The 23344-nt window shown below is 66.5% G+C and carries 20 protein-coding genes; all 20 read right to left on the bottom strand.

What is annotated here, in order from left to right; genetic code table 11:
- Positions 1 to 73: 73 nt before the first annotated feature.
- Complete coding sequence (gene rpmA, locus ACX12F_RS08045; protein ID WP_459369078.1) at positions 74 to 331, bottom strand: 50S ribosomal protein L27; 258 nt, start codon at positions 329 to 331, stop codon at positions 74 to 76.
- A 19-nt stretch (positions 332 to 350) separates the two neighbouring features.
- Positions 351 to 674, bottom strand: coding sequence for a 50S ribosomal protein L21 (rplU, locus tag ACX12F_RS08040; RefSeq protein ID WP_459369077.1), 324 nt, complete (start codon positions 672 to 674; stop codon positions 351 to 353).
- Positions 675 to 858: 184 nt separating this feature from the next.
- Positions 859 to 3891: a ribonuclease E gene (gene rne / locus ACX12F_RS08035; RefSeq protein ID WP_459369076.1), complete on the bottom strand. Its 3033-nt coding sequence runs from the start codon at positions 3889 to 3891 to the stop codon at positions 859 to 861.
- A gap of 314 nt (positions 3892 to 4205) precedes the next feature.
- Positions 4206 to 4616: a nucleoside-diphosphate kinase gene (gene ndk / locus ACX12F_RS08030; RefSeq protein WP_020102183.1), complete on the bottom strand. Its 411-nt coding sequence runs from the start codon at positions 4614 to 4616 to the stop codon at positions 4206 to 4208.
- Positions 4617 to 4665: 49 nt separating this feature from the next.
- Complete coding sequence (locus ACX12F_RS08025; RefSeq protein ID WP_459369075.1) at positions 4666 to 5043, bottom strand: DUF4233 domain-containing protein; 378 nt, start codon at positions 5041 to 5043, stop codon at positions 4666 to 4668.
- The gene (gene folC, locus ACX12F_RS08020) at positions 5040 to 6524 is read right to left on the bottom strand and encodes a bifunctional tetrahydrofolate synthase/dihydrofolate synthase (RefSeq protein ID WP_459369074.1); all 1485 of its coding nucleotides are present in this window, start codon (positions 6522 to 6524) and stop codon (positions 5040 to 5042) included. Before folC ends, ACX12F_RS08025 begins: the two co-directional genes overlap by 4 nt.
- The gene (locus tag ACX12F_RS08015) at positions 6521 to 9184 is read right to left on the bottom strand and encodes a valine--tRNA ligase (RefSeq protein WP_459369073.1); all 2664 of its coding nucleotides are present in this window, start codon (positions 9182 to 9184) and stop codon (positions 6521 to 6523) included. The genes folC and ACX12F_RS08015 overlap by 4 nt, the downstream gene beginning before the upstream one ends.
- Positions 9185 to 9260: 76 nt before the next feature.
- A complete protein-coding gene (locus ACX12F_RS08010) occupies positions 9261 to 9386 on the bottom strand; it encodes a hypothetical protein (RefSeq protein ID WP_459369072.1) in 126 nt (41 codons plus the stop codon).
- Between the two features lie 99 nt (positions 9387 to 9485).
- A complete protein-coding gene (locus ACX12F_RS08005; protein ID WP_459369071.1) occupies positions 9486 to 10745 on the bottom strand; it encodes a saccharopine dehydrogenase family protein in 1260 nt (419 codons plus the stop codon).
- Positions 10746 to 10835: 90 nt separating this feature from the next.
- A complete protein-coding gene (locus tag ACX12F_RS08000) occupies positions 10836 to 12821 on the bottom strand; it encodes a S9 family peptidase (protein ID WP_459369070.1) in 1986 nt (661 codons plus the stop codon).
- A 40-nt stretch (positions 12822 to 12861) separates the two neighbouring features.
- A complete protein-coding gene (locus ACX12F_RS07995) occupies positions 12862 to 13674 on the bottom strand; it encodes an alpha/beta fold hydrolase (protein WP_459369069.1) in 813 nt (270 codons plus the stop codon).
- 191 nt (positions 13675 to 13865) lie between these two features.
- Complete coding sequence (locus ACX12F_RS07990; protein WP_459369068.1) at positions 13866 to 14192, bottom strand: transglycosylase family protein; 327 nt, start codon at positions 14190 to 14192, stop codon at positions 13866 to 13868.
- 863 nt (positions 14193 to 15055) lie between these two features.
- Entirely contained in the window at positions 15056 to 15634 is a 579-nt protein-coding gene (gene mobA / locus ACX12F_RS07985) for a molybdenum cofactor guanylyltransferase (RefSeq protein ID WP_459369067.1), read from the bottom strand.
- 16 nt (positions 15635 to 15650) lie between these two features.
- Positions 15651 to 16733: a 2-oxoacid:ferredoxin oxidoreductase subunit beta gene (locus tag ACX12F_RS07980; RefSeq protein WP_459369066.1), complete on the bottom strand. Its 1083-nt coding sequence runs from the start codon at positions 16731 to 16733 to the stop codon at positions 15651 to 15653.
- The gene (locus ACX12F_RS07975; RefSeq protein WP_459369065.1) at positions 16730 to 18664 is read right to left on the bottom strand and encodes a 2-oxoacid:acceptor oxidoreductase subunit alpha; all 1935 of its coding nucleotides are present in this window, start codon (positions 18662 to 18664) and stop codon (positions 16730 to 16732) included. Before ACX12F_RS07975 ends, ACX12F_RS07980 begins: the two co-directional genes overlap by 4 nt.
- Before the next feature lie 385 nt (positions 18665 to 19049).
- Complete coding sequence (locus ACX12F_RS07970) at positions 19050 to 19202, bottom strand: hypothetical protein (RefSeq protein ID WP_459369064.1); 153 nt, start codon at positions 19200 to 19202, stop codon at positions 19050 to 19052.
- A 125-nt stretch (positions 19203 to 19327) separates the two neighbouring features.
- Positions 19328 to 20104 (bottom strand): sulfite exporter TauE/SafE family protein, encoded by a 777-nt coding sequence (locus ACX12F_RS07965; RefSeq protein WP_459369063.1) that lies wholly within the window; start codon positions 20102 to 20104, stop codon positions 19328 to 19330.
- 68 nt (positions 20105 to 20172) lie between these two features.
- Complete coding sequence (trxA, locus tag ACX12F_RS07960; RefSeq protein WP_459369062.1) at positions 20173 to 20535, bottom strand: thioredoxin; 363 nt, start codon at positions 20533 to 20535, stop codon at positions 20173 to 20175.
- Between the two features lie 34 nt (positions 20536 to 20569).
- Positions 20570 to 21772, bottom strand: a complete 1203-nt coding sequence (locus ACX12F_RS07955) for an NAD(P)/FAD-dependent oxidoreductase (RefSeq protein WP_459369061.1) — start codon at positions 21770 to 21772, stop codon at positions 20570 to 20572.
- 32 nt (positions 21773 to 21804) lie between these two features.
- Entirely contained in the window at positions 21805 to 23184 is a 1380-nt protein-coding gene (locus ACX12F_RS07950) for an MBL fold metallo-hydrolase (RefSeq protein ID WP_459369060.1), read from the bottom strand.
- Between the last annotated feature and the right edge of the window lie 160 nt (positions 23185 to 23344).

Below are 23344 nucleotides of genomic sequence, written 5' to 3'. Positions count from 1 at the left end.
CCTCTCCCTCAACAAAAAGAAAAGCTGCCACGAGGCGAAACCTCGTGGCAGCTTCACACCTCGTGGGAAAAGGTTAAGCCTCGACCGGGACGATGTTGATCGTCTTGCGCCCGCGCTTGGAGCCGAAGAGCACCGAGCCGGGGGCCGTGGCGAACAGAGTGTCGTCGCCACCGCGACCGACGTTCACGCCCGGGTGGAAGTGGGTGCCGCGCTGACGGACGAGGATCTCGCCGGCCTTGACGACCTGGCCGCCGAAGCGCTTGACGCCCAGTCGCTGGGCGGCTGAATCGCGACCGTTACGAGAGCTGGACGCGCCCTTTTTATGTGCCATGTCTAGTTCGCTCCCTTACTTACTTGATGCCGGTGACCTTGACGACCGTCAGCTGCTGACGGTGGCCCTGGCGCTTGTGGTAGCCGGTCTTGTTCTTGAACTTGTGGATACGGATCTTCGGGCCCTTGGTGTGCTCGAGCACCTCGCCGGTGACAGCGACCTTGGCCAGCGCGTCGGCGCTGGTGGTGACCTTCGCACCCTCGACCACGAGAGCGACGGGCAGCGACACCGAGGCGCCCTGCTCAACGTCGAGCTTCTCGATCTTGACCACGTCACCGACGGCAACCTTGTACTGCTTGCCACCAGTCTTGACGATTGCGTACGTGGCGTTATCGGCTGCCATCGTTGGTGTTCCTCTGTTCTTCGTTTCGTCTACTGCGGGGCGCGCGCCACCCGAAGGCTGCGAGCGCTGGTCTGTGATGCGGGGCCGTTATGGCACCCGCTGTCGCCGGTGTCGGCCAGGCGACAACTGGTCAAGGGTACGTGACCAGTTAATCGAGGGTCAAACCGCGAGGACCCTCACGGCATCAGCCATCGACACCTCCGACCGGCGGACCGGCGGGACGGGCCGCGGCGCGGCGCCGCTGCCGGACGACGGGAGCCGGGCTGACGACCGGCGCAGCGGGCTGATCAGCCTCTTCCTCGTCGTCCTCGTCCGAATCCTCATCGTCTTCGTCATCGGAGTCTTCGTCCGAGTCGTCCTCGTCCGAATCCTCATCGTCTTCGTCGTCCGAGTCTTCGTCGTCCTCGTCGAGGTCCAGCTCGTCGCCGTCGTCGTCGCTGTCCTCGAAGTCCTCATCCAGTTCGACTTCGAGTTCGTCGTCTTCGGCGTCGTCCTCGTCTTCGTCAACCTCGTCGGCGTCCAGGTCCAGCTCGGTCAGCGCTTCTGCGGGCTCGATGGCATCGCCGTCGGTCGCCTCCTCGGCGATGTCCTCGACGATGTCTTCATCGTCGAGTTCGTCCTCGTGCTTGCCGTTCGCGGCCGCCATGGCCTTGAACATCGGGTGCTCGCCCTGCGGATGCGGCGGCACCTTCGCCACCGGAGTCTCCTCGGCGGGCGGCGCCGCCTTCTTGGCGCGCTTGCTGCGCCGGCCACCGCCACCACCGTTACCGCCCGCGGCTTCGGTCTTGCGACCGTTCGCCGACGCGGTGTCGACCGGATCGACGTGCAGCATGATGCCGCGGCCCGCGCAGTGCGTGCAGGTCGTGGAGAACGCTTCGATCAGGCCCGTGCCGAGGCGCTTACGCGTCAGCTGCACCAGACCCAGCGAAGTCACCTCGGACACCTGGTGCCGGGTCCGGTCTCGGGCCAGCGCCTCGGTCAGGCGGCGCAGCACCAGGTCACGATTGGATTCGAGCACCATGTCGATGAAGTCGATCACCACGATGCCGCCGATATCGCGCAGCCGGAGCTGGCGCACGGTCTCCTCGGCGGCCTCCAGGTTGTTACGGGTGACCGTCTGCTCCAGGTTGCCGCCCGAACCGGTGAACTTGCCGGTGTTGACGTCGATGACCGTCATGGCCTCGGTGCGGTCGATCACCAGGGTGCCACCCGAGGGCAGCCACACCTTGCGGTCCATGGCCTTGGCCAGCTGCTCGTCGATGCGGTACACCGAGAACACGTCCGGCCCGGTCGGTCCACCCGCCGGCTCGTACTGCGACATGCGCGAAAGCAATTCCGGTGCAACGGAATTGACGTAATTGCTGATGGTGTTCCAAGCCTCGTCACCCGACACCACGAGCTTGGAGAAGTCCTCGTTGAACAGGTCGCGGATCACCTTGACCAGCACGTCGGGCTCTTCGTAGAGCGCGACCGCGGCGCCGGCGGCCTTGGCCTTGATGGTTGCGGCCTCGGCGTCGATCTGATTCCAGCGTTCCTGCAACCGGTTGACGTCCGCGCGGATGTCCTCTTCCTTCACGCCCTCGGACGCGGTGCGGATGATGACGCCGGCGTCGGCCGGGACGACCTCTTTGAGGATCTCCTTCAGGCGCTGACGCTCGGTGTCGGGCAGCTTGCGGCTGATCCCGGTCGACGACGCACCCGGCACGTACACCAGGTAGCGCCCGGCCAGAGAAATCTGCGTGGTGAGACGAGCGCCCTTGTGCCCGACCGGGTCCTTGCTGACCTGGACGACGACGTAGTCGCCGGGCTTGAGCGCCTGCTCGATCTTGCGGTTGTTGCCGCCGAGGCCGGCGGCCTCCCAGTTGACCTCACCGGCGTAGAGCACGCCGTTGCGGCCGCGACCGATGTCGACGAACGCCGCCTCCATCGAGGGCAGCACGTTCTGCACGATGCCGAGGTAGATGTTGCCGACCAGGCTGGCCGATGCCGCGGATGTCACGAAGTGCTCGACCACGACGCCGTCTTCCAGCACGGCGATCTGGGTGTACCGGGCACCTTCGTGCGGCGGTTCGGTGCGGACCTTGTCGCGCACCACCATCACGCGCTCGACGGCTTCGCGACGGGCCAGGAACTCGGCCTCGCTCAGGATCGGCGGACGGCGGCGGCCCGCGTCGCGACCGTCGCGACGGCGCTGACGCTTGGCCTCGAGGCGGGTCGACCCGGTGATGCCCTGAATTTCGTTGTTGTCCGACTTGGTGCGCGGGGCGCGCTCGTGGACGACGGTGTTGGGCGGATCGTCCGACGAACCGTTCTCGCCATCGGCATCGTCACCACCGGCACCGCCCGACTTGCGGCGACGGCGACGGCGACGACGGCGACTGGCACCGTCGGACGCGTTCGCGTCGTCGTCACCGGAGTCCTCGTCGGCCTCACCGTCGGTGTCCTCGTCGCCCTCGGCCGATGCGTCCTGCGTCTCGCCGTCGGCGTCTGCGTCTGCGTCGGTCGCGTCGTCGCTGCTCTGTTCGCCGCGGCCGCGGCCACGCCCACGGCGACCACGACGGCGGCGCCGGTTGGCGGGCCGGTCGCCATCTTCGTCGCTGCCATCATCGGAACCGTCGTCGGCACCATCGGCCGTGTCGTCGGCAGTGTCATCGTCGGCGAAATCGTCGGGCTCGACGGGCGGCCGGAAGGTCACGGGCTGCGGCGCCACGAACAGCGGCAGGTAGTCGGCGGGCTCGGCTGAGGTCGTTGGGGGGGCCGAAACCGTCTCCAACAGCAGCCGGGACTCGGGCTCGTCTTCGTCGGGCTGCGCGTCGCCTGCCTCGGCCGCCTCGCGGGCGATCTCGACGGCAGCTTCAGCGACGTCGACGGCTTCGACGGCGACCTCAGCGGCCTCGGTGGTGACCTCTGCGGCTTCGGTGGTGACCTCGACCAGCACCTCGGCCACCGGCTCGACGGCCTCCTCGGGTGCGGGTGCAGCGGCTTCGGCACCAAGACCCAGCAGATCGCGGACCCGCTCGGCCTCGGCACGGGTCACCGTGGACGCGGGATTGCGGGGCCTGCCGTCGACCCCGGCGAGGGTCTCGGTGATCTTCTTGCTGGTGGTCCCGAGGATTCGGGCCAGCGAGAAAATCCGCAGGCGCTCGGGGAGCTCTATCGGCTCCGCTGCGCTGCCGGCGTCTTCGGATCGGGCTTCAAGTTGGGCATCGTCGGCCACGTATTCTCCTCAAGCCCCCGGGCGCGTCGTGCGACGCGGCCACGCGAGGGCTTCTTGTATTGGCTCGGGGAACTTCTCCCGAGATTGTTGTGGTCTCGCACCTAGCGGCCCACGGGAGCCCTCGGTGCCTGGCTGAATGATGGCTGGACGGTCGGCGCCGCACCCAGATTTCTCTGAGTGGTCGCGTCGTCTAAGTCTTCATCCGGGCGTCCGCTCCTGGTATGAAGCAGGTCACCCGTACGCCAGTATCCCACATCGCCGGCCAATCTCCGACGAGGTACCGCCGGTAGCTCAGCTACCGGCGGCCCACAGTGTCAGTTACCGGGGAACCAGAGGGCGATTTCGCGGGCCGCGGACTCCGGGGAATCCGAGCCGTGCACCAGGTTGTCCTGGGTGATAAGGGCCAGGTCACCACGGATGGTGCCGGTCGCGGCCTTCTCCACCGGGTCGGTGCCGCCGGCGATCTGCCGGAAGGCGGCGACGGCACGCGGGCCCTCGACGATCGCGGCCACAACGGGGCCGGAAGTGATGAATTCCAGCAGGTCGCCGAAGAAGGGCTTGCCCTCGTGCTCGGCGTAGTGCTTGGTCGCCAGCTCCACGCTGACGGTCTTCAGCTCAAGAGCAGCAAAGGTCAGGCCCTTGCGCTCGATCCGGCTGATGATTTCGCCGATCAGGTTGCGCTTGACGCCGTCGGGCTTGATCAAAACAAGGGTCTGCTCAGTCACGGCGGACAGCGTACTAGTCAGTAACCGAATCCAGCGATTCGGGCAGAAATCACTGCTGGCCAGGCAGCAGACCGCGGTCCTGGCGGCGCTTGACCTCGGACCGCAGATAGAAGATGAGTACCCAGACGAGCAGGAAAATGATGCCGACCACGCCGATGGTCACGTCGATGAACGCACCGAGGATCAGCACGAACTGAATCCCGATGTTGGCCCACAGCGCCCAGGACCGGCCCTGCATCCCGGACAGCAGGGCCAGCACGATCGCCATGCCGATGAGGTAGCCGCTGCTGAGCGGCGTCAGGCCGCCGTGGAACACCGACACCACCGGCAGCGCCAGCAGCACCACGATGACTTCCAGGATCAGCGTGCCGGCCATCACGCCGCGGAAACTCCGCCACGGGTCGGGCTGCTGGTTAGGGGTGCTCACGCCGGGTCCTTTCCGAACAGGGTGCGGGCCGCTCCGGCTGTCACGACCGAACCGGTGATCACCATGCCCGCCCCGGAGAGGCCATCGGACGAGCCGTAATCGTTGCCCGACTCCTCGACCAACGCTGTCGCCGCCTCGATGGCGTCGGGCAGCGTCGGCGCGGTGATCACCCGCTCCGGGCCGAAGGTTTCCTCTGCGAGGGATGCCAGCGTTTCGGTGTCCAAGGCCCGCGGCGACCCGTTGTGGGTCACCACCAGCAGGTCGAAAGCCGGCTCGAGCGCGGTCAGGATGCCGGCCACGTCCTTGTCCGCCATGACGGAGATGACGCCGACCAGGAACCGGAATTCGAATTCCGTCTGGAGCGCGTCGGCGAGCGCCGCAGCCCCCGCGGGATTATGTGCCGCGTCGATGAATACCGTTGGGGCACTGCGCATCCGCTCCAGGCGACCAGGATTGGTCACCGAGGCGAAGCCGGCGCGCACGGTGTCGACGTCGAGTTGACGGTCGGCGCCGGCGCCGAAGAACGCCTCGACCGCGGCGAGCGCCAGGGCGGCGTTGTGTGCCTGATGTTCACCGTGCAGCGGCAGGAAGATGTCGGTGTAGACGCCGCCGAGCCCCTGTAGCTCCAGGAGCTGCCCACCGACGGCGACCTGCCGGCCGCGGACGGCGAACTCGGAGTCCTCGCGGGCGACGGCGGCATCGGCCGTAACCGCCTGGGCCATCAGCACTTCCATGGCCTCAGGCACCTGACGGGCGATCACCGCGACGGTGCTGGGGTCGGTGCCGGCGGGCACCAGGTCCGCTTGCTGGCGGGCGATGATGCCGGCCTTCTCCCCCGCGATCGCGGCGATGGTGTCACCGAGAAAGTCGGTGTGGTCCAAGCCGATCGGGGTGATGACGGCAACCGGGGCGTCGACGACGTTGGTGGCATCCCAGCGCCCGCCCAGCCCGGTCTCGATGACCGCGACGTCCACCGGCGCATCGGCGAACGCGGCGAACGCCATGGCGGTGAGCACCTCGAACTTGCTCATCTTCGGGCCCGGCTCCCCCAGTTCGCCGGCCAGCTCGCCGGCCTGAGACTGGCGGTCGACGATGTCGACGAACGGTTCGATCTCGGTGTAGGTCGCGACGTACTGCGCTGGGCTGATGGGCTTTCCATCGATCGCGATGCGCTCGGTGGCGGCCTGCAGGTGCGGGCTGGTGGTTCGGCCGGTGCGGCGGCTGAACGCGGTCAGCAGCGCGTCGATCATCCGGGTGACCGAGGTCTTGCCGTTGGTGCCGGCCACGTGAATGCTCGGGTAGCCGCGTTGCGGCGAGCCGAGCATCTCCAGCAGCGCCTCGATGCGCACCGTGCTCGGCTCGATCTTCGTCTCCGGCCACCGCTGGTCGAGCAGATACTCGACCTGCAGCAGCTCGGCGATCTCGTCGGGCGTGGGCGCCGCGCCAGCGGCGCCATCGAACCGGGGCCGCGGTTCCGTCATCGCAGACCGGCCAGCCGGGCGTTGATCCGGTCGACCTCTTCGGTGGCCAGCTGCTGGCGGGCCCGGATCTTGGCGACGACGTCCTCAGGCGCCTTCGCCAGGAACGCCTCGTTGCCCAATTTGCCTGCGGTCTGGGCAAGTTCCTTCTGCGCGGCGGCCAGGTCCTTCTCCAGCCGGCGCCGCTCTGCGGCGACGTCGACCGTGCCCGAGGTGTCGACCTCGACGACGACCGTGCCCTTCGACAGCCGGACCTCCACTGCCGCGGAAGGGTTGAAGTCGGCACCCGGCTCGGTCAGCCAGGCCAGCGACGTCACCGAGGCGACCTGGGCGTCGAGGTCGGCCTCGCTGATGCCCACGAGGCGCGCGGGCACCTTCTGCCGGTCATTGAGGCCCTGGTCGCTGCGGAACCGGCGGACCTCGGTGATGAGCTTCTGCATGTCGGTGATGCGCTCAGCGGAAACCTGGTCGAGCGCGACACCGGACGCCTGCGGCCACTGCGCGATGACGACCGACTCGCCGCCCGTCAGCGACTTCCACAGCGCCTCGGTGACGAACGGCATCACCGGGTGCAGCAGCTTGAGCAGCACGTCCAGCACCGCGGCCAGCACGGCCTTGGTGTGCTCGGCGCGCGAACCGCCTTCGAACAGTTGAGCTTTCGCGAGCTCGAGGTACCAGTCACAGAACTCGTCCCACGCGAAGTGATACAGCGCCTCGCAGGCGCGGCTGAACTGATAAGTGTCGAGCGAGTCATCTACGTCGACACGCACCTCTTCGAGCCGGCCCAGAATCCAGCGGTCGGCGTCGGTGAGCTCGGACGCGTCCGGCAGCGCGGCAGGAGCCGCCCCGTTCATCATCGCAAAACGTGTTGCGTTGAACAGCTTCGTCGCGAAGTTGCGGGATGCGCGGGCGTGGTCCTCACCGATGGACAGGTCGCCGCCGGGGCTGGCACCGCGGGCCAGGGTGAAGCGCAGCGCGTCGGCGCCGAACATCTCGACCCAGTCCAGCGGGTCGATGCCGTTGCCCTTGGACTTGCTCATCTTCTGCCCGAACTGGTCCCGGATCAGGCCGTGCAGGAAGACATTCTCGAACGGCACCTTGGCGCCTTGCAGCACCGGGTCGTCGGCCACGAAGGTGCCGAACATCATCATCCGGGCCACCCAGAAGAACAGGATGTCGTAGCCGGTGACCAGAACCGTTGTCGGATAGAACTTCTCGAGCTCCGGTGTCTTGTCCGGCCAGCCCATGGTGGAGAACGGCCACAGCGCCGACGAGAACCAGGTGTCCAGCACGTCGGGGTCCTGCTCCCAGCCCGCCGGCGGCTCCTCGTCCGGGCCGACGCAGACGGTCTCGCCGTCCGGGCCGTGCCAGATCGGGATGCGGTGTCCCCACCAGAGCTGCCGCGAGATGCACCAGTCGTGCATGTCGTCGACCCAGGCGAACCAGCGCGGTTCCAGGCTGGTCGGATGAATCACGGTGTCACCGTTACGGACTGCGTCACCAGCGGCTTTGGCCAGCGACTCCACCTTGACCCACCACTGCATGGACAGCCGCGGCTCGATGGCCTCGCCACTGCGCTCGGAGTGCCCGACGCTGTGCAGATACGGCCGCTTCTCGGCGACGATCCGGCCCTCGGCGGCCAGCTTCTCGCGCACCTTGACGCGGGCCTCGAAGCGGTCCATGCCGTCGAATTCGGTTCCGGTACCGGCGATGGCGCCCTTGGTGTCCATGATGGTCGGCATCGCCAGGTTGTGCCGCAGGCCGATCTCGAAGTCGTTCGGATCGTGCGCGGGCGTGACTTTGACTGCGCCGGTGCCGAATTCGGGGTCCACATGGTCGTCGGCCACGATGATGATGTCGCGGTCGAGGAAGGGGTGCGGCAGCGTGCTGCCGACCAGCGCGCGGTAGCGCTCGTCCTCGGGATGCACGGCGATGGCGGTGTCACCGAGCATGGTCTCGAGTCGCGTGGTGGCCACCACGATGTGGGGTTCCGCGTCGTTCATCGAGCCGTACCGGAACGACACCAGTTCGCCCTCGACGTCGTCGTACTTCACCTCGAGGTCGGAGATGGCGGTCTGAAGCACCGGCGACCAGTTGACCAGCCGCTCGGCGCGGTAGATCAGTCCGGCGTCGAACAGCCGCTTGAAGATGGTGCGGACGGCGCGCGACAGGCCTTCGTCCATGGTGAACCGGTCCCGGCTCCAGTCGACACCGTCGCCCAGGCGGCGCATCTGGCCGCCGATGGTGCCGCCGGACTCGCGCTTCCAGTCCCAGACCTTCTCGACGAAGCCCTCGCGGCCGAAGTCCTCCTTGGTCTTGCCCTCGGCGGCGAGCTGCTTCTCCACCAGGGTCTGGGTGGCGATACCGGCGTGGTCCATGCCGGGCAACCACAACACCTCGTAACCCTGCATGCGCTTGCGCCGGGTCAGCGCGTCCATCAGGGTGTGGTCGAGCGCGTGGCCCATGTGCAGGCTGCCCGTGACGTTCGGCGGCGGCAACACGATGGAGTACGGCGGCTTGTCGCTGGTCGGGTCGGCGGTGAAGTACCCGGCGTCGACCCAGCCCTGGTACATGTCAGCTTCTACCGCGCTCGGATCCCACGATTTGGGCAGGGAATCGGCCGCATTCACGGTCGTGGGATCAGGCGTATCGCTGGCAGTCACCGGCCAATTCTAGGTAAGCGCTGCGACCTGACGTAAATGCGCCCGACAAGCGGCACATTTCCGGCCGCGCGGAGAACTACTTGCGGTTGCCGAACAACCCGCCCAGGACGCTGCCGAGCACGCCGCCGGCGCCCTGGTTGCCACCGCCGCCGAGGGCGCTGCCCAGGATGCTGCCGAGCGGGTGGTCCCCAAGACCAGCCATGGCTGTCCACCCCATGTCCCCCCCGGATGTGTGAAACCTCGTCGCCGACACCAGCCGGGTCAGCGACAAGGCACAGCACTTCCGCGCTTGCTGCGCGAATCAGCGCCCCAGCGCTTCGGTTTCGAGCGTGACGCCGGCGGCCGGCAGCCTGGTGAGGAGCACATCGCCCATGGCGGCGGCCGGGGTCAGGACGCCCTTCAGATCCGAAAGCCGGTCGCGGTCGAGCGCCAGCGCCAAGCCGCACTCTCCCAGCAGCACCGCGGTGGCCTTGTAGCCCGGATCGCCCTGCTGAGCCATGACGGAGCGGTACCGGGCGCCACTGGTGGTCCGGGTATACGTCTCGACGCGGTAGTGGCCGCGGTCGCGGGCCTGCTCGCTGGGCCCGGTGCCCGGCTTCGGTACGACGCGTTCGATGAGGCCGCGGGGCAGCTTGTTGAAGAAGCGGCTGCCGAGGTTCATCACGGCCGCGTTGACCGCGGTCCCCAGCGCCGAGGCGACGGGAGCGATGGGCGACGATCCCAGGCTCATGTACTCCGAGTACCGGAACCGGCGGCCGTAGTCCCAGTCCAGCAGCGAATTGGTGCGCCGCACGATGCGCGTGTTCGCCACTGCCATGACGAAGGCGCCGGTCCAGGTGCCGGCGAGCTCCGGCGCGATGTCCCGGCCCCGGCGCCACGGGGTGTCCGACTGGTGCCCCAGGTCGGGCTCGGCACCGCGATCTGTCGTCAGCGTGTAGGGGTCCATCATGGTCCGACGCAGCTCCTCGTCGCGCGACGTCAGCGAGAACAGCTCGAGCATGGACGCCACGGTGCCGCCCGACACGCCGCCGGAGAATCCGCGCAGCACGTAGTCGGTGTCGGTGAGCTCGCCGGCGCCGTCCGCCTGGGCCGCCTTGTACAGCGCGTAGACCGTGAGATCGGAAGGGATGGAATCGAATCCACAGGAGTGCACGATGCGGGCGCCCGTGTCGGCGGCCTGCTTGTGGAACAGGTCGATGCTCTCCCGGATGAACAGGCTCTCACCGGTGAGATCGGCGTAGTCGGTGCCGGCCTCAGCACACGCTGCCACGAGCGGCAGGCCGTACTTCAGGTAGGGCCCGACGGTGGTGACAACCACCCGGGTCCGGGCCGCCATGGCATCCAGGCTCTGCTGCGACGAGGCGTCGGCGTGGATCAGTCCCCAGCCCTGACCCGCTGCGCCGAGCGAGTCCCGGACCGCGGCCAGTTTGTCCATTGACCGGCCCGCCAGCGCGATCCGCGCCGACCCCCCATGCTCGGCCAGATACTGGGCGGTCAGCTTCCCGACGAAGCCGGTGGCGCCGTAGAGGACGATGTCGAATTCGCGCTGCGGTGCAGTCATGCTGCTCAACCTAGCCGTACGACGATCAAGCGGCGAGGAACGAGCCGCGATGTGGGGGTACCTCCCGCTTGCGGGGGCGAGTGCGGCAAATCAGACTAAGCCGAGGGTCTCCGGCAGGTCGATGTGTTCCTTGAGGACGTGCTCGGACAGGAACGACGTCACCACCTGGTACCAGATCTTGGCGTGCTGCGGCGCGGCAATCCAGTGCCCTTCCGACGGGTAATAGAGGTAGCGGTGCGCGGTGGCGCCGGTGTCGTCGGCGGGCAGCCCCGACCTGGTCAGCAGGTCGTTCCACAACCGCAGGCCTTCGCCGATCGGGACTCGATAGTCCTTGTCGCCGTGGATCACCAGCATCGGGGTCGTGATGTTCTCGACGTGCAGGTGCGGCGAGTTGCGTTCGGCCATCTCGGGTGTCATCTCGCGGGCCCACCAGTAGGCGCCGTCGGTCGTCGGCCCGAATTGGTCGAGAGCCCAGAGGCTTGCGTGGGTGACGATCGCGGCGAATCGGTCGGTGTGCCCGGCGATCCAGTTGGCCATGTAGCCGCCGAACGAGCCGCCCATTGCCGCGATCCGGCCGGCGTCGATGCGCGAGTGGTCGCAGGCGGCGTCGACGGCAGCCATCAGGTCGGTGAACGGCGCGAAACCCCAAGCACCCCAGCCACGTTGGACGAAGTCCTGGCCGTACCCGGTCGACAGCGCCGGGTCCGGCATCAGCACCGCGTAGCCGAGCGCGGTGAGCAACCAGGGATTCCACCGCCAGTGCCAGGTGTTCCAGCTGCCCAGCGGTCCGCCGTGCACCCACAGCAGCAGCGGTGCCGGCGTGTCACCGACGGGCAGTGTCAGCCAGGACCGAACGGGCGTGCCGTCGTCCGTCATTGCCGTCAACTCGACCAGTTCGCCTGGCAATTCGGGAAGTTCGACGCACGGTAGCACTGTCACGGCGCCGGAGGCGTCGACCCGGACCGGATGCGGCGGGGTCAGGTAGCTGCTGCGCAGGGCATACAGCGCACCGCCTGCGACGGGGTGGATTTCGCCGTAGGCGAAGTCGTCGTGGGTCAACCGACTGACCGCTCCGCTCGCGGGGTCGACGGCGAAGATCGGCGCGCGGCCGTTGTCGTCGGCTGTCACCAGCAGCGTCGATCCGTCGTGCGACCACCGCACCGACGTCGGCCAGCGGTCCCACTGCGCGGCGAGTTCCACCGGCTCGCCACCGAAGACCTGGCGGCACAAGGTGATCCGCGGTGCTTGATTCGGCGTCGAATGGGTCTCGCGGAGGAACGCGACGGTGCTGCCGTCGGGCGAGATCGCGGGGCTGCCCAGGTCGGCATCGGGGTCGTCGGCGATCACGGTGCGCGCGCCGGTGCCGATGTCGATGCGAACCAGAACACTACGCAACGCCGCTCCCGGGGCGGGTATCTCCCAAGACGCTACCGCGAAGGTCCCGTCGGCACTGATGTCAACGGTGGCTTCGTTCAACGCCATGCCGGGCTGCGGCGTGATGTCCTGAGCCGCAGCGGATTCGACACGCAGCAAGTGCGCATGATCCGGTCCCAAGTCGTGATCCCAGTGCCGTACCGGGTAACCGGTGTGCAAGATGGCCGAGACCTTGTTGTCTTTGCGCAGGGTACGCAGGCGCTTGTCGTCGTCAGGCGTGGCGGCCGACGGGAGCATCGGCGCCGTCACCACCACGACATCAGCCGAACGGGCGGCGTGCACCGCGCTGACGCCGCCCGACAGCTCGAGAATCCGTTGTGCTTCACCGCCGTTCGCCGGTAAACGCCACAGCGCCGCGGGCGGATCGTCGTCGGAAGCGGTGGCTCGTGCCGCGACGAACAGCAGATCGCCGGCCGCGGTGAAGGCCGGCTGGGACTCCCCTTTGGCCCCGTACGTCAGCCTGCGCGCTTCGCGCTGCCCGTCCGGGTCGAGTTCCCAAGCTGCGGTGACAAATTCGTTACCCTTGTCGGTCAGCTCACTGATCATCGTGACGACGCGACGGCCGTCGGGCGAGACCGCAAGCCCGGATACCCGGGGCAGGCGAAGGTAGGCATCGAGGTCATCGAACGGTGTCACGGCCATGCTCCGTTGTTAGCACATGACCGCTCGGCGCCTCACGCGATTATCGGCGGCGGTGGCTGTCGAGGAAGTCGTCGATGAGAGCGTTGACGGTGTCCGGCGCCTCATATGCGGCCAGATGACCGACCTGCTCCAAGACCACCAGTTCTGAGCCCGGAATCGCCTCGGCCATCCGGCGCACTTCGGCGACCGGAAAGCTCTCGTCTTCACGGCCGGCGACCACGAGAGTGGGAACGCCGATCCGACCGAACAACGCGTGCTGGTCCGGACGCCTGACCACGATGCTCTCCACCGCAAAGCTGGCGGACCGCGCGTCGTTGCGCCTGATCATTCCCACCAGTCCATCGACCAGGTCGGGCCGCTGCCGGCGGGTGGTCACCCCGAGGAAGCGCGGCACCACCGTCGATCGCACGAAAAGTGGGCGTCCGGCCAGTCGGGTCAGCCGGGCCGCCAGCGCGAGCTGCCGACGATCCCATCGGGGCCCCTCCGACGCGGTGCCGTTGAGCAACACGGCGCACCCGACCCGGTCCGGGAACATCGCAGAAATGGTGCCGCCGATCATGGCGCCCCACGAATTGCCCACCAGATGCGCCCACGGCAGCCCCAGCCCATCCAGCACATCGACATACGCCCGAGCACTCTCCTCGAAGGTGAAGGTGCCGCGCAGCGGCTGGCTGCGCCCCTGCCCGGGCGGGTCGATCGCGATCGTGGTGTAGCTGGCGGAGAAGTGGGCCACCTGCGCGGCGTAGAGCGTGTGGTCGGTCAGCAGACTGGGCATCAGGAGGATCGGGTCGCCGGAGCCGGTGACGTGGAGCTGCAGGGTGCCGAGGCTGGTCGCGATGTCATGCGTCGCCATGCCCCATAGTTTCACCAAGTGACGGACCGCCCTGGGCGGCTCCGACAACGACAGAGGGTGTCGGACCATCTGGTCCGACACCCTCTGTCGTCACGTTCGAGCGGTTGTGGCGCTCTTATGCGCGGGGACGTGAGCCTGATTACCGCACTCCTCAACGCGGCTCGTACCTCGCCGCTTGATCGTCGTGCGGTCTAGCCCCGGCGGCCGCAGACCGGCCAGGCACCCATGCCCTGGCTGGCGCGCACGTTCTCGGCAACCCGGATCTGCTCTTCGCGACTGGCCGACGACGGCGAGCCGGAGCCGCCGTGGGCGTGCCAGGTGCCCATGGTGAACTGCAGGCCACCGTAGTAGCCGTTACCGGTGGCGATGCCCCAGTTACCACCGGATTCGCAAGCTGCAACGGCGTCCCAGTTGACACCGCTGTCCGCGTTCGCGGTACCGGTACCGATGACAATCGGGGCCACAGCAACTGCCCCGGCAACGGCAACCAGTCCAAGCGTTGTGCGGATGTTCTTCACTTCGTTCCTCTCGCCGAGCGCGCGCCATCCATCGCCCGCACATAGGCGGTGCGACTTGCTGCCTGCCAGGCAGGCGTAGGGGGCTGAATCGTGCCGTCTCGGTCAGGCACGACAGCGGGGGCGGCTTGATCGGTCCGGGCTGAAGGCCGACGGACGCTACGGGCAACAGGCCATCTGCTCTGGTGCCACCGCGATCCCGCTCACACGCAGGTTCATGGTTTTTTCAGTTATTTGCTCTCTTCGAGCAGCGATAGGACCGTAGCAAGACTTCGGGCTTCTATGTCTAATCCATCCCGACCAGATAACAGCCAGATCACAACTGAACCTGTGAAGAACATAAGCAGGTCACAAGACGTATAAAGCTCCGCTAACAAATCACAGTTCGACAACATTTCGTGATAGAGGTCACCATGAAATTGTGGCCTGGCGCACACAATTCAATTCACACTAGCCACAGTCGTCGCAGGTCAGCGGCGTATTTCAGCGGCACGGCACTAAACCTCCGGCGTGTCGCACGGTGAAATCACGTTGCGTCGGAGCCTCAGTTCGCTACCGAAGCGGGCGCCGAACTGCGCCGGGCTGGATCGGGCCGCTCAATACCGCCACTAATCAGGACTTTTCATCTCCACGACACGAACCGTTCGGGCATGGTTAAGCAACGTTCCGGGGGGGTTGATCACCCAAATCTGTTGTGCCACAAGATGTTTGGAATTCAATCATCGGCCGGTCGGTAAATTGCCCGGAATTGCGTGGTTCTATTTGCATATCTGTTGCCAATTCCGCCGATAACGAGAAATGCAAATTCGCCGAACAGCGAGTAATTCAGGGATACGCTGCGCGGCCATGGACCTTTGCTGCGTTGCTCAGATGAAGTCGGTGGGGCTGTTGACGTTGACCAGGGCCCGCTGCCGGTCCATCACCACCCGCTGGGTGTCGGCGGTCTCGACCAGTGCCCGCATGCTGCGCCGACCGTGGGCCACCAGCTCGTCGGCCCGGGTAGTCAGTGCGGTCCGGTAGATGCCGGCCAAATAGTGATCGCGGCCGTCCCAGGGCAGCACCACGTCGGCGTCCACGCGCGCCGCGTACCGGGCGAGTTCATCGACCAGCTCGACCGTCAGATACGGCATGTCGACGGCGCACACGAAGGCGCGCGCATAGCCGGCATCGGCCGCGGCCCGCAGCCCACGCGCGGTGGCCAGCAGGGGTCCGACGCCGGGCGTCGCGTCCCGCAGCACTTCAGCGTCCAGATCGGGCAGCGCCTGGCCTCGAGCGGCGATGACGAACACCCGCGCGCAGCGCGACCGCAGGGTCGCCACAACCTGCTCGACGAAGGTGATCTCCTCCGTCGCTCCGCGGAAGCGGACGGTGGCCTTATCTCGTCCCATCCGACGAGACGCCCCGCCGGCCAATACAACTGCGGCCAGCGGGGCGTCATCGGTCAAAGCCAAAGCGTCGGAACTATTCGTCGACGGTCCAGGTGTCCTTGCCACGCAGCAAGGATTGCAGAGCGGCCGTGTCGTGCGCCTTGGAATCCATCGCCGACTTCACCTGCGCACGCGCTTCGTCGTCGTAGGTCGGCCGGTTCACCTGACGGAAGATGCCCATCACGGTGTGCTCGAGGTTCTGCTCCGACAGGCGCGACAGCGCGAATGCGTAGGCCGGGTCGTCGATGTGCGCGTTGTGCACCACGATGTCACCGGGGTCGACGTCACCGGTCTTGCCGATCTCCAGTCCGTAGCCGGACTTGGTCACGCAGTACTCGTTCTCCGCGCCGAAGGTGATCGGCTGGCCGTGCTGCAGGTTGATCAGCCGCTCCTCGGCGCCTTCCTTGCGCAGTGCGTCGAAGGAACCATCGTTGAAGATCGGGCAGTCCTGCAGGATCTCGACGATGGCAGCGCCGCGGTGCGCGGCCGCGGCCTTGAGCACCTCGGTCAGCCCCTTGCGGTCGGAGTCCAGCGCGCGGCCGACGAACGTGGCCTCGGCACCCAGCGCCAGCGACACCGGGTTGAACGGCTGGTCCAGCGAACCCATCGGGGTCGACTTGGTGACCTTGCCGACCTCGGAGGTCGGCGAGTACTGGCCCTTGGTCAGACCGTAGATCCGGTTGTTGAACAGCAGGATCGTGATGTTGATGTTGCGGCGCAGCGCGTGGATCAGGTGGTTGCCACCGATCGACAGCGAGTCACCGTCACCGGTGACGACCCACACCGACAGGTCCGGGCGCGCCAGTGCCAGGCCGGTGGCGATGGTCGGGGCGCGACCGTGGATCGAGTGGAACCCGTAGGTCTCCAGGTAGTAGGGGAACCGGCTGGAGCAGCCGATGCCGCTGACGAACGCGATGTTCTCGCGGCGCAGGCCCAGTTCCGGCAGGAAGTTACGGATGGTGTTGAGGATGACGTAGTCGCCGCAACCCGGGCACCAGCGCACTTCCTGGTCGCTGGTGAAATCCTTGCCCTTCTGCGGCTGGTCCGTGGTCGGAACCAGGGCAGTTTTGCTGAGGGCTTCGGTCAGGCCCAGATCAGCACCGATCAGATCCGTCATGCGTTTGCTCCCACACCGGTTTCCACGGTGGCGGCTGCCAACCGTGCGAACTTGGCCTTGTCAGTTTCCTTTTCGCGCAACGATCCGTCCAGCGCCGCGCTGATGATGCCCTCGACCTCGTCGGCCAGGAACGCCATGCCCTCGACCTTGGTCACCGACTGGACGTCGACCAGGTACTTACCGCGCAGCAGCAGCGCCAGCTGGCCGAGGTTCATCTCGGGCACGACAACCTTGTCGTACTTGCGCAGGACCTCTTCGAGGTTCGCCGGGAACGGGTTGAGGTGACGCAGCTGGGCGTGCGCAACCTTGGTGCCGTTGCGACGGGCGCGGCGGCAGGCTTCGCCGATGGGACCGTACGAGCTGCCCCAGCCGAGCATCAGCAGTTCGGCTTCGCCGCTCGGGTCGTCGACCTCGAGGTCGGGGACCTTGATGCCGTCGATCTTGAGCTGGCGCAACCGGACCATGAGATCGTGGTTCTTGGGCTCGTAGGAGATGTTGCCGGAGCCGTTGGCCGCTTCCAGACCACCGATGCGGTGCTCAAGGCCGGCGGTGCCCGGTATGGCGAACTGGCGACCCAGCGTCTCGGGATCGCGTGCGTACGGCTGGAACGGCTCGCCGGCCTTCGCAAACGTGTGGCGGATGGCCGGGTAGCTGGCGATGTCCGGGATGCGCCACGGCTCGGAGCCGTTGGCGATCGCGCCGTCGGACAGGATGATCACCGGGGTGTGATAGGTGATGGCGATCCGCGCCGCTTCCACCGCGATGTCGAAGCAATCCGACGGCGAGGCGGGCGCCAGCACCGCGACGGGCGACTCGCCGTTGCGGCCGTAGAGCGCCTGCAGCAGGTCGGCCTGCTCGGTCTTGGTCGGCAGACCGGTGGACGGGCCACCGCGCTGCACGTCGATGACGATGAGCGGCAGCTCGGTCATCACCGCGAGGCCGATGGCCTCGGACTTCAGCGAGACACCGGGACCCGACGTGCTGGTCACGCCGAGCGCACCGCCGTACGAGGCGCCGATGGCCGCGCCGATACCGGCGATCTCGTCCTCGGCCTGGAAGGTCAGGACGTTGAAGTTCTTGTGCTTGGACAGCTCGTGCAGGATGTCGCTGGCCGGGGTGATCGGGTAGGTGCCGAGCACCACCTGGATGTCACCCAGCTGGCCGGCGGCGACGATGCCGTACGCCATGGCCGTGTTGCCGGAGATCTGACGGTATTCACCGGACTTGAGCTTGGCGGGGGCCACCTCGTAGGTGGTGCCGAAGGCCTCGGTGGTCTCGCCGTAGTTCCAGCCGGCCTTGAGCGCCAGCACGTTGGCCTCGGCGATTTCGGGCTTGCGGGCGAACTTCTCGCGGATGAAGGCCTCGCTGTGCTCCAGCTCGCGGCCGTACATCCAGGACAGCAGGCCGAGCCCGAACATGTTCTTGGCGCGCTGACCGTCCTTCTTGGTCGCGCCGATGGCCTCGACCGCGGCCAGGGTCAGCGTGGTCATCGCGACGGGGATGACGACGAACTCGGACAGTTCGTCGTTCTCCAGCGGGTTCTCCTCGTACCCGACCTTGGCCAGGTTGCGCTTGGTGAACTCATCGGAGTTGGCGATGATCATGCCGCCGCGCGGCAGGTCGGCGACGTTGGCCTTGAGCGCGGCCGGGTTCATGGCGACCAGCACGTCGGGGCGGTCACCGGCGGTGAGGATGTCGTAATCCGCGATCTGGATCTGGAACGACGACACACCGGGCAGCGTGCCCTGTGGTGCGCGGATCTCGGCGGGGTAGTTCGGCTGCGTCGCAAGGTCATTGCCGAAGAGCGCGGCTTCCGAAGTGAACCGGTCACCGGTCAGCTGCATACCGTCACCGGAGTCACCAGCGAAGCGGATGACGACCTTCTCGAGCTTCTGCCGCGAGGTGCCGTTGTCGCCGTCGTTAAGACCCACGACGCCTGCCTTTCACACTCTGTTTCGACAGTCCGTCGCACTGTTTCCGCAAGACGCCGCAGGGCGTGCTCACGATCGCCAGCTCGGCGCCGCCAAAATTTTGATGTCACTGCTAGTACCGATTATTGCACTTCTCTTAGGGTGGGCTGACCCAGACGCGCCGATGACGGCTGGGTTGCGACCCGATAAATGCGCAGGTCGACGACTTGACAGGTGTTCACACCGATCAATTATGTGGCATTGGTCACGTCCGGTGACCGAGTATTCCTAAGAAATCGGTTACTCGCCGGTAGCCGTCGGCACCAGCGCTAGGAGATGGCCGGCGGCGACATCCGGCGCCTCTCGCGCCGCTCCGGAAAACGCAGGTGACGCAAGCAATTAGGCGTCAGTCCGGTTCGCCGTCCGGACGGGTGTCCATACGGCGGCCGTGCCACCGCAGGCGGAGCAACATCAGCTGCCGGTGCGCCCGGAACCCCAACGCCAGCGGGTCGGCCCAGGCGCGGCGACCCGGCGTACCACGACCGGTATCGGTATCCATACCGCCATTGTCCAGATGCTGCGCGACCGTGCACGTCCCGCGACGGGGCGCCAACATGTCGGTTCGGTGAAGATTCGCGACATCGTCCGGCGGCCCGGGCGTTAACGGCAACGCACTCGCGTCGGCTACCAGATCGCGACGACGGTGTCGACAAGGACATACGCGGCGACGGCGAAGACGAGATAGGCGAACCAATGCTGCAGCCGCCGGGTGTCGAGCCGGGTGCCCCGGTGGCCGGCGATCAACGAACCGACGATCGCCGTGCCGACGAACGCCGCGGCGATGGTCCAGTCGATGCTGGTGCCGCTCAGATGAGAAAGGAGACCCGCCACCGAGTTCGCGACGATGATGAGGAGCGAGGTACCGATCGCCACGGGCATCTCCACCCCGAGCATCAACACCAGTGCCGGAATGATGAGAAAGCCGCCGCCGACACCGAAGAGTCCGGTGAGCACGCCGACGAGGAAGCCCGCGGGAATCGACCTGGAGGCACAGCGGCGCCAGTTGATTCCCGAATCGCCCACTTTGCAGGCGGTACCGGTGCCGCCGTTGTCCCGCAGCATCCGGATTCCGGCCAGCACCATCACCACCGCGAAGCCGACGAGGAGGGCCGGCTGAGGCAGGTGGCGGCCGATGGCGCTACCGACGAACGTTGCCGGGATGCCGGCGGCAGAGAAGATGGCGGCCAACCGCCACTGGACGTGCCCGGCACGAATCTTCGGCATCGCGCCGACCGCCGACGCGATGCCGACGACCAACAGCGACAACGGAATTGCCTGCTCGATCCCCAGCCCCAGCACATAGACCAGCGCCGGCACCGCCAGGATGGACCCGCCTCCGCCGAGCAGGCCGAGCAGGACACCTATGACGGCGCCCAAGCCAAGGGCGAGAACGATATTCACGGAACTTCACTCTCCTCGAGCGGAACGGCGGGTCGCGTCGTCGCGCACGGTGCCCGACGACATTTCGGTCAGTGCGTCTTGCCCGCGATTTGGGCGCGCACGTCGGCCATGTCGAGTTCCTTGACCCGGGTGATCAGATCCTCGAGGGCCGCAGCCGGCATCGCACCGGGCTGGCGGTACACGAGGATGCCGTCGCGGAATGCCATGATCGTTGGGATCGCCTGGATTTCGAGAGCGGCGGCAAGCTGCTGCTGCGCTTCGGTGTCAACTTTTGCGTGCACCACGTCGGGGTGCGATTGCGCGGATCGATCGAAAACCGGAGCAAAGGCACGGCAAGGGCCGCACCACGATGCCCAGAAATCGATGAGGACAATGGGATTTTCGGTGATGGTCGCCTGGAAGTCGGCGGCGGTCACAGTCTTGGTGGTCATTGCGATTTCCTTTCGTGGGTGATCAACAACATTGCTAGGCAAGCCCTTTCAGCATGAGATTCCAGTACATGAACGGCAGCCCATACTTCTTCAGGTACCAATACGCCCGGTGCGGGGTCGTCGGATTGAGTAGCGGGAACGAAGGTTCCAGATTCAGGTCATAGTCGAACTCGGCGAGCAGCATCGCGTGCGACGAGGTGACGATCGGGCACGACGAGTAACCGTCGTAGGACGCTCGCAGTGGCCGGCCGTTCAGGAAGGAATCGACGTTGTCGACCACCACCGGGGCCTGCTTGCGGATGGCGGCGCCGGTCTTCGAATTCGGCGACGAACCGGCGTCGCCGAGGCTGAAGACATTCGGATACCGCACATGCTGCATGGTGTGCTTGTCGATGTCGACGTAGCCCATTGCGTCGCCCGTCGACAGCGCGCTGCGTTTGATCCAGTCCGGCGCGGACTGCCGCGGCACGGCATGCAGTACGTCGTAGGGCAGCATGGTGTCGGTCCCACCGGCCCCGACGCTGGTGACGCCGACCTTGTGTGACGCCGCGTCGACCAGGGTCACCTCGGAGTTGGTGTGCAAGGTGATGCCGTAGTCGGCGATCACCTTGTCGAGACTGTCCGCGATCGCCGGAATCCCGAAGGGCCGCGCGCCCGGCATGACGAGGTGGACGTCGATGTCCTTGAGCACACCCTGCGACCGCCAGTAGTCGGCTGCCAGATAGGCAATCTTCTGCGGAGCTCCGGCACACTTGATGGCTCCGGACGGGACGGTGAAGACCGCGGTACCCGACCGCAGGTTTCGGATGAAATCCCAAGTCCGCGGCGCGAGGTCGAATCGGTAGTTCGACGAAACGCCGTCCCGGCCCAGGGTCTGCGCCAATCCCTCGGTGCGATCCCAATCGAGTTGGACACCCGGGCAGACGACGAGCGCGTCGTATTCATAGGTGGCGCCGTCGGTGCAGGTCACCGTGTTCGCGTCGGGATCGAAAGCGCTCGCGGCGGTCCTGATCCACTTCGCGCCCTTGGGCATCACCGAGGATTCGGCGCGCTCGGTCTCGGCGGCCTGCGCCTGTCCGCCGCCGACGAGAGTCCACAACGGTTGGTAGTAATGCTTGTCCGAGGGTTCGATGACCGCGACGTCGGTGTAACCCTTGCGCAGCAGCCGGGCCGCGACCGTGATGCCGGCGGTTCCGCCGCCGACGATCACGATCTGGTGCTTGGCAGTGATGGTCATATCTGTGATGTCTCCGATCTTCAGGCGTTTCTTCAGGCGTTCTCGACGGCTTCTGCCCAGGCGCCATAGCCGCCCAAGATGTCACTCACGTCGTTGAATCCGTTCCGCCGCAACAGGCTTGCTGCGACAGATGAGCGGTACCCACCGGCGCAATAGACGACGGTCGGTTTGGCGGGGTCCAGCTCACCCAGCCGAGTGGGCAACTGCCCCACCGGGATGCCGATGGCGTTCGGGATGGTCCCGGCCGCAACCTCACCGGGGTTGCGGACATCGACGATCTGCAGGTTCGGCAGCTCGGCGGCCCTTTCGCCAAAGGCTTTGGCAGTCAGCCTCGATGCCACCTGGACATCACTCTGGTGATCGACCAACGCCCCGTACGGCTCGGCCACGTAGCCGATCACCCGGTCGAAGCCGATCCGGGCGAGCCGGTTCTTGCCCTCGAGCTCCTCACCGGGTTCGGTGAACAGCACGATGTCGACATCGGACGGCAGGACCGAGCCGGCGAACTCGGCGTAACGACCTTGCAACCCGATGTTGACCGCACCACGCAGGTGGCCCAGCGCGAATTCTTCGGGACCACGCCCGTCCACCAGGACGGCGCCGGCATCGATCGCCGCGCGGGCCTGCTCGTAGGTCATCGCCGCCGGCATCTTGGTCTCGTCCAGCAGCTCACGGTCCTTGCGGTTGAGAATCGCGTCGTACACGAAATAGCCCGGCGCGGGCGGCTGCCCCTCCGTGACGAGATTCATGAACGAGGTCTTGTCGGCGGCCCGCAGCGCGTAGTTCGTCGCCTTTTGATCGCCGATCGTCGACCACAGGTCTGTCGACAGATTCTTGCCGCACGCCGACCCGGCGCCATGTGCCGGGTACACCCGAGTCGCATCGGGCAGCGTCATCAGTTTGTTGTGCAGTGACTCATAGAGCTTGTCCGCCAGTTCCTCTCGGCTGAAGCCGATCGAGGCCAGCAGGTCGGGACGACCCACATCGCCGATGAACAGCGTGTCGCCGGTCATGACGCCATAGGGCGTCTGGTCATCCGCGTGCTCGTAAACCACCACGCTCATCGACTCGGGGGTATGCCCGGGGGTATGCCGGAACTCCAGCGTCACGTCGCCCAGCGAGTACCGCTCACCGTCGGCGACACCCATCGACTCGAACTCGGTCTCGGCGACAGACGAGTAGACGATCTTGGCCCCGGTGGCCTTCGCCAGCTCCAGGTGCCCGGAGAGGAAGTCCGCGTGAAAGTGGGTCTCGATGACCAGTTCGATGGTGAGCCCAAGCTCTTTGGCATCCTCGACATATCCGGCCACGTCGCGCTGCGGGTCCACGACCACTGCGCGCCCGGTGGTTTCGTCACCGATCAGGTAGGACGCGTGCGACAGGCAATCCAGGTAGTACTGCTGCAGGATCATCTCCGGCTTCTTTCTCCTCGTTGGGTAGCACCACTCTGAGCTATACCCCTACGGGTATATCAATTACCCCCGGGGGTAGATTATTCCAATCCCGATAAATACGGGTGGGGGTATTGCTCACATCACTTTGAACAATACCCCCTCCCGTATATTCAGCTAG

It is taken from the genome of Mycolicibacterium sp. HS_4_1, assembly GCF_054515875.1.
The sequence above is the reverse complement of the archived record's forward strand: the minus strand, read 5'-3'. Positions and strand labels throughout refer to the sequence as shown.

What these genes read in the sequence shown, in the direction of transcription:
- rplU (WP_459369077.1), bottom strand. Translation starts at nt 674, where the DNA reads ATGGCAGCCGATAACGCCACGTACGCAATCGTCAAGACTGGTGGCAAG.
- ACX12F_RS08010 (WP_459369072.1), bottom strand. Translation starts at nt 9,386, where the DNA reads ATGGCTGGTCTTGGGGACCACCCGCTCGGCAGCATCCTGGGCAGCGCC.
- folC (WP_459369074.1), bottom strand. Translation starts at nt 6,524, where the DNA reads ATGACGGAACCGCGGCCCCGGTTCGATGGCGCCGCTGGCGCGGCGCCC.
- ACX12F_RS08000 (WP_459369070.1), bottom strand. Translation starts at nt 12,821, where the DNA reads ATGGCCGTGACACCGTTCGATGACCTCGATGCCTACCTTCGCCTGCCC.
- ACX12F_RS08005 (WP_459369071.1), bottom strand. Translation starts at nt 10,745, where the DNA reads ATGACTGCACCGCAGCGCGAATTCGACATCGTCCTCTACGGCGCCACC.
- ACX12F_RS07995 (WP_459369069.1), bottom strand. Translation starts at nt 13,674, where the DNA reads ATGGCGACGCATGACATCGCGACCAGCCTCGGCACCCTGCAGCTCCAC.
- ACX12F_RS07950 (WP_459369060.1), bottom strand. Translation starts at nt 23,184, where the DNA reads ATGATCCTGCAGCAGTACTACCTGGATTGCCTGTCGCACGCGTCCTAC.
- ACX12F_RS07970 (WP_459369064.1), bottom strand. Translation starts at nt 19,202, where the DNA reads ATGGATACCGATACCGGTCGTGGTACGCCGGGTCGCCGCGCCTGGGCC.
- trxA (WP_459369062.1), bottom strand. Translation starts at nt 20,535, where the DNA reads ATGACCACCAAGACTGTGACCGCCGCCGACTTCCAGGCGACCATCACC.
- ACX12F_RS07980 (WP_459369066.1), bottom strand. Translation starts at nt 16,733, where the DNA reads ATGACGGATCTGATCGGTGCTGATCTGGGCCTGACCGAAGCCCTCAGC.
- rpmA (WP_459369078.1), bottom strand. Translation starts at nt 331, where the DNA reads ATGGCACATAAAAAGGGCGCGTCCAGCTCTCGTAACGGTCGCGATTCA.
- ACX12F_RS07955 (WP_459369061.1), bottom strand. Translation starts at nt 21,772, where the DNA reads ATGACCATCACTGCCAAGCACCAGATCGTGATCGTCGGCGGCGGAACC.